This is a genomic window from Stenotrophomonas sp. HMWF003 (genome assembly GCF_003061285.1).
GTDB lineage: Bacteria > Pseudomonadota > Gammaproteobacteria > Xanthomonadales > Xanthomonadaceae > Stenotrophomonas > Stenotrophomonas maltophilia_AP.
The window spans coordinates 422-4,859 of the sequence record NZ_QAIW01000465.1 but is presented as its reverse complement, the minus strand read 5'-3'; the positions used below and the strand labels follow the sequence as shown (position 1 = coordinate 4,859).

General features: G+C 68.5%; 3 protein-coding genes. 1 reads left to right on the top strand and 2 read right to left on the bottom strand.

Annotated features, from left to right (window positions below):
- The first annotated feature begins 204 nt into the window (after positions 1 to 204).
- Complete coding sequence (locus DBR34_RS20680; protein ID WP_128098165.1) at positions 205 to 3,027, top strand: EAL domain-containing protein; 2,823 nt, start codon at positions 205 to 207, stop codon at positions 3,025 to 3,027.
- A gap of 43 nt (positions 3,028 to 3,070) precedes the next feature.
- Here the strand turns inward: DBR34_RS20680 and DBR34_RS20675 are convergent, their stop codons facing one another.
- Both DBR34_RS20675 and DBR34_RS24430 read right to left on the bottom strand, forming a co-directional pair.
- Positions 3,071 to 3,664, bottom strand: a complete 594-nt coding sequence (locus DBR34_RS20675; RefSeq protein WP_038688904.1) for a TIGR00730 family Rossman fold protein — start codon at positions 3,662 to 3,664, stop codon at positions 3,071 to 3,073.
- A gap of 259 nt (positions 3,665 to 3,923) precedes the next feature.
- A partial coding sequence (locus DBR34_RS24430) for an aminotransferase class III-fold pyridoxal phosphate-dependent enzyme (RefSeq protein ID WP_258224215.1) occupies positions 3,924 to 4,438 on the bottom strand: 515 nt, incomplete at its 5' end.

Below are 4,438 nucleotides of genomic sequence, written 5' to 3'. Positions count from 1 at the left end.
GCCCTGAGCATAACGCGGCGGGCACGGGGGGCATGACCTGTTCAACGTCCGAAGGCGCTGAACGGGGTTGTGGGCTTCCATTGCCCCCCGCCCGCCGCGTTATGCTCAGGGCACAGGGGAGGTGCCGGGCATCCGGCGCCAGAAGAGATCAGCATCGTGTCCAGCCAGATAGCGACATCCGTGCGGCATTCCGATCATGACGCAGTGGTTTCCGCTGCGCTCGCGCAGGCGTTGGGCGCGCTGTTGCCCGGCGATGCGCAGGTGGCGCTGGCCTGGTCCGATCCAGGCCTGGGGGAAGGCTGCCAGGCCGATCCCGCCCCCGCGCAGGACCCCGCCGCGCTGCTGGAGGCGCTGCTGGGCGGTGCCACCAGCGCCGAGACCGCGCTGCGCCGCTGGCAGGACCACGGCAGCGAACTGGCGGTGCAGGCGCTGACTGCTGACGGTGGCGTGCCCGACCAGGCCTGGTGGGACATCGCCCGGCAGGCGTTGCAGGATGCGGTGGCCCTGGCCCGGCAGCGGGCGCAGATCCGCTCGCTGGAAACCTCCAAACGGCTGCAGCAGGCGCTGTACGAGATTGCCGACCTGGCCGGCGCGGACCTGGAAATGGCCGACATGCTGCGCCACTTCCACCGCGTGCTCAATTCGCTGATGTACGCGCAGAACTGCTACATCGTGGAGTACGACGACGTGCGCCGGCGGGTGCGTTTCCTGTACTTCGCCGACCAGCGCGACAGCTTCGTGGCCGACCCCGACCGCAGCTACGAAGAACACGAAATGCCGCGCAGCCTGACCTTCGCGCTGCTGCGCCACGGGCAGCCGCTGAGCGGGCCATCCAACGAGCTGCTGGCGGCGATGAACGACGAATACGACCCCAGCCGCGGGCCGGAAAGCCTGGACTGGCTGGGCGTGCCGATGCTGCGCGAGGGCCGCGTGTGCGGGGCCATCGTGGTGCAGAGTTACGAGCAGCGGGTGCGCTACAACGAGGCCGACCGCACCCTGCTGGGCTACGTGGCCCAGCACATCCTCACCGCGATGGACCGCCGCCAGGCCCAGGTGCAGCTGGAGCGCCAGGTGGAGCGGCGCACCCTGGAACTGCAGCGCGCCAACCGCAGCCTGCAGGACGAGGTGGTGGAACGCCGCCGCGCCGAGAAGCTGCAGCTGGCGTTGTTCAACATCGCTGAAATGGCGATGAGCGCCGAAAGCCTGGCCCAGTTCTACGTGCAGGTGCATGGCGTGGTGGGCACACTGCTGGATGCACGCAATTTCTACATCGCGCTGGTCAACGAAGGCGGCGACGGGCTGGATTTCGTGTACTCGGTGGATGAGTACAACGCGTCGCGCGCGCCGCGTCCGTTCAGCCAGGGCCTGACCGAGTTCATCGTGCGCAACCGGCAGCCGCTGCTGGCCTCGCGCGAGCACATCGACGCGCTGCGGGACGCCGGGCGGGTGCGCGAGTTCGGTGCGCGCTCGCATTGCTGGCTGGGCGTGCCGCTGTTGAGCGACGACGACGTGGTCGGGGTGATCGTGGTGCAGAGCTACTCGCCGGAGGTGAGCTTCACCGCGCACGACCAGCGCCTGCTCACCTTCGTGGCGCAGAACATCGGCAACGGCCTGGCCCGCCAGCGCGACCAGGAGCGCCTGCGCAACGCGCACGCCGAGCTGGAAAAGCGCGTGGACGAGCGCACCCGCGAGTTGGCCGAGGTGAACGACAAGCTGCTCGGGCAGATCGGCGAGCGCCTGCGCGCCGAGCAGCGCCTGACCCACCAGGCCATGCACGACGCGCTGACCGGGTTGCCCAACCGCCTGCACCTGCTGGACCGGCTGGAAGATGCCATCGCCCGCGCCCGGGTGCCCGACGGCCCACGCTTTGCGGTGCTGTTCCTGGACCTGGACCGGTTCAAGCTGGTCAACGACAGCATCGGCCACGCGGCCGGCGACCAGATGCTGGTCGAGGTGGCCAAGCGGATCGTGTCGATGATCGGCCCGGGCGACGTGGTGGCGCGGCTGGGCGGCGATGAATTCGCCATCGTGCTGCAGTGCGACCACGGCCTGGATTCGGCGCGCGAGTTCGCGCAGCGGATGCTGGTGGCGCTGGAAGAGTCGATGTGGGTGAAGGGGCGCGAACTGTTTCCGTCCGGCAGCCTGGGCATCGCGATGTGGAACCCGCGCTACCGCAATGGCGAGGAACTGGTCCGCGATGCCGACGCGGCGATGTACCGGGCCAAGGCCCAGGGCAAGGACCGCTGCGCGGTGTTCGACGAGGCCATGCGCGAGGAAGCCCTGCGCAGCCTGGACCTGGAAGCGGATCTGCGCCGGGCGATCATCAACCGCGACTTCCTGCCGTATTACCAGCCGATCGTGCGGCTGTCCGACGGCGCGGTGGTGGGCTATGAAGCCCTGCTGCGCTGGCGCCACGAACGCCGTGGGCTGCTGCTGCCCAGCGCGTTCCTCGACCTCGGCGAGGAAAGCGGGCTGATCGAACAGGTGGACTGGCTGCTGTACGAAGACGTGATCGGGCAGCTCGCGAAGGGGGGCGAGGGCTATCTGTCGGTGAACGTGTCGCCACGGCATTTCCGTTCGGCCGATTTCAGCGCGCGCCTGTTCGGGCTGATCGAGGCGGCCGGTGCCGACCCACACCGCCTGCGCCTGGAGATCACCGAAGTGGCGCTGCTCGACGACGGCCCGCGCACGCTGCGCATCCTGCAGGCGCTGCGCGAGCGCGGCGTGCTGGTGCAGCTGGATGATTTCGGTACGGGCTTCTCGGCGCTGTCCTACCTGCACCGGTTCCCGATTTCGACGCTGAAGATCGACCAGAGTTTCATCGCCGGCCTGCACGGCCAGGACATGCAGAGCACCTACGCGCTGGTGCAGGGCGTGCTGTCGCTGGCCCGCACGCTGGGCATCGAGACGGTGGGCGAGGGCATCGAAAACGATGCCCAGCGCCAGACCCTGCTGCAGCTGGGCTGCGACTACGGCCAGGGCTACCTGCTGGGCCGGCCCGCGCCCATGGACACCTTCGCAGGGTAGTGCCGGCCGCTGGCCGGCAGACCCACGTCACCGCGTCACACGATCACACCAGGGCGGCGCGACGCTTCTCGTCGATCCACTTGGATGCCTGCGCCGGCTCGTACGCGCGCATCCAGTCCAGCATGGCGTCGATGTCCGAGCCGTACCAGAGGTCGGCGCGCTGTTCCGGGTGCAGGAAGCGCTCTTCGACCATGCGGTCGATCATGCCGATCAGCGGTGCGTAGAAACCGTCGACGTCCAGGAACGCGCACGGCTTGTTGCCGATGCCGAGCTGGCGCCAGGTGAGCATCTCGAAGATCTCTTCCATGGTGCCGAAGCCACCGGGCAGGGCCACGAACGCGTCGGACAGCTCGAACATGCGCGACTTGCGCTCGTGCATCGAGCCAACGATCTCCAGCTCGGTCAGGCCGCGGTGGGCCACTTCCCAGTCGGCCAGCTGCTGCGGGATAACGCCGGTCACTTCGCCGCCGCCGGCCAGCACGGCATTGGCCACGGTGCCCATCAGGCCGACGTTGCCGCCGCCATAGACCAGGCGCAGGCCGTCGCGGGCGATGCGGTCACCCAGCGCAATGGCGCGTTCGGTGTAGATCGGCTTGCTGCCGGGATTGGAGCCACAGTAAACGCAAATCGACTTCATTGGATCTTCCTGTGTTCGGGAACGGGTGCGGCGGAAACGAAAAAGCCCCGCCGATGACCGATGTTCCGGCCTCGTGACGGGGTTCGTTCCGCGAATGCGGGAGGGGATTATCGCGCGTTCCCGGCGCGGAGGCCAATCGGCCCATCGCCGGTAGAGCCGACCGTTGGTCGGCTGCCCTTGCCCGGGTAGAGCCGACCGTTGGTCGGCTGCCGTCTCGCGGCACCGGCCATGCGGGTTCACACCCGCACGGCCACGGGCCTCACGCCGCCTGCGACTGCTCCCGGCGCGGGCCTTCCTTCAACGCCCGGCCCACCAGGCCCACCAGCAGGTCCAGCTCTTCGCTGTCCATGCCGAAATGCGGGGTGAAGCGCAGCGAGTTCTCGCCGCCGTGGATGACGTTGATGCCGTGGTTGCGCAGCCATTCCTCGGTGGAACCGGCGCCGTAGCACTTGAACTGCGGGGCCAGCTCGCAGGAGAACAGCAGGCCGGTGCCCTGCACCTTGGTGATCAGCCCGCCCAGGTCGGTCTTCAGCTGTTCCAGCTTGCGCACGGCTTCGGCGCCGCGTTCGCGGATGTTCTCGCGCACTTGCGGGGTCAGCAGCGACAGGGTGGCGCAGGCCACGTCCAGCGCCCGCGGGTTGGAGGTCATGGTGTTGCCGTAAATGCCCTTGCGGTACAGCTGCGCGGCATGCTCGGTGACGGCCAGGACCGACAGCGGGAACTGCGCCGCGTTCAGTGCCTTGGAATAGGTTTCCATGTCCGGCGCGTCCAGGC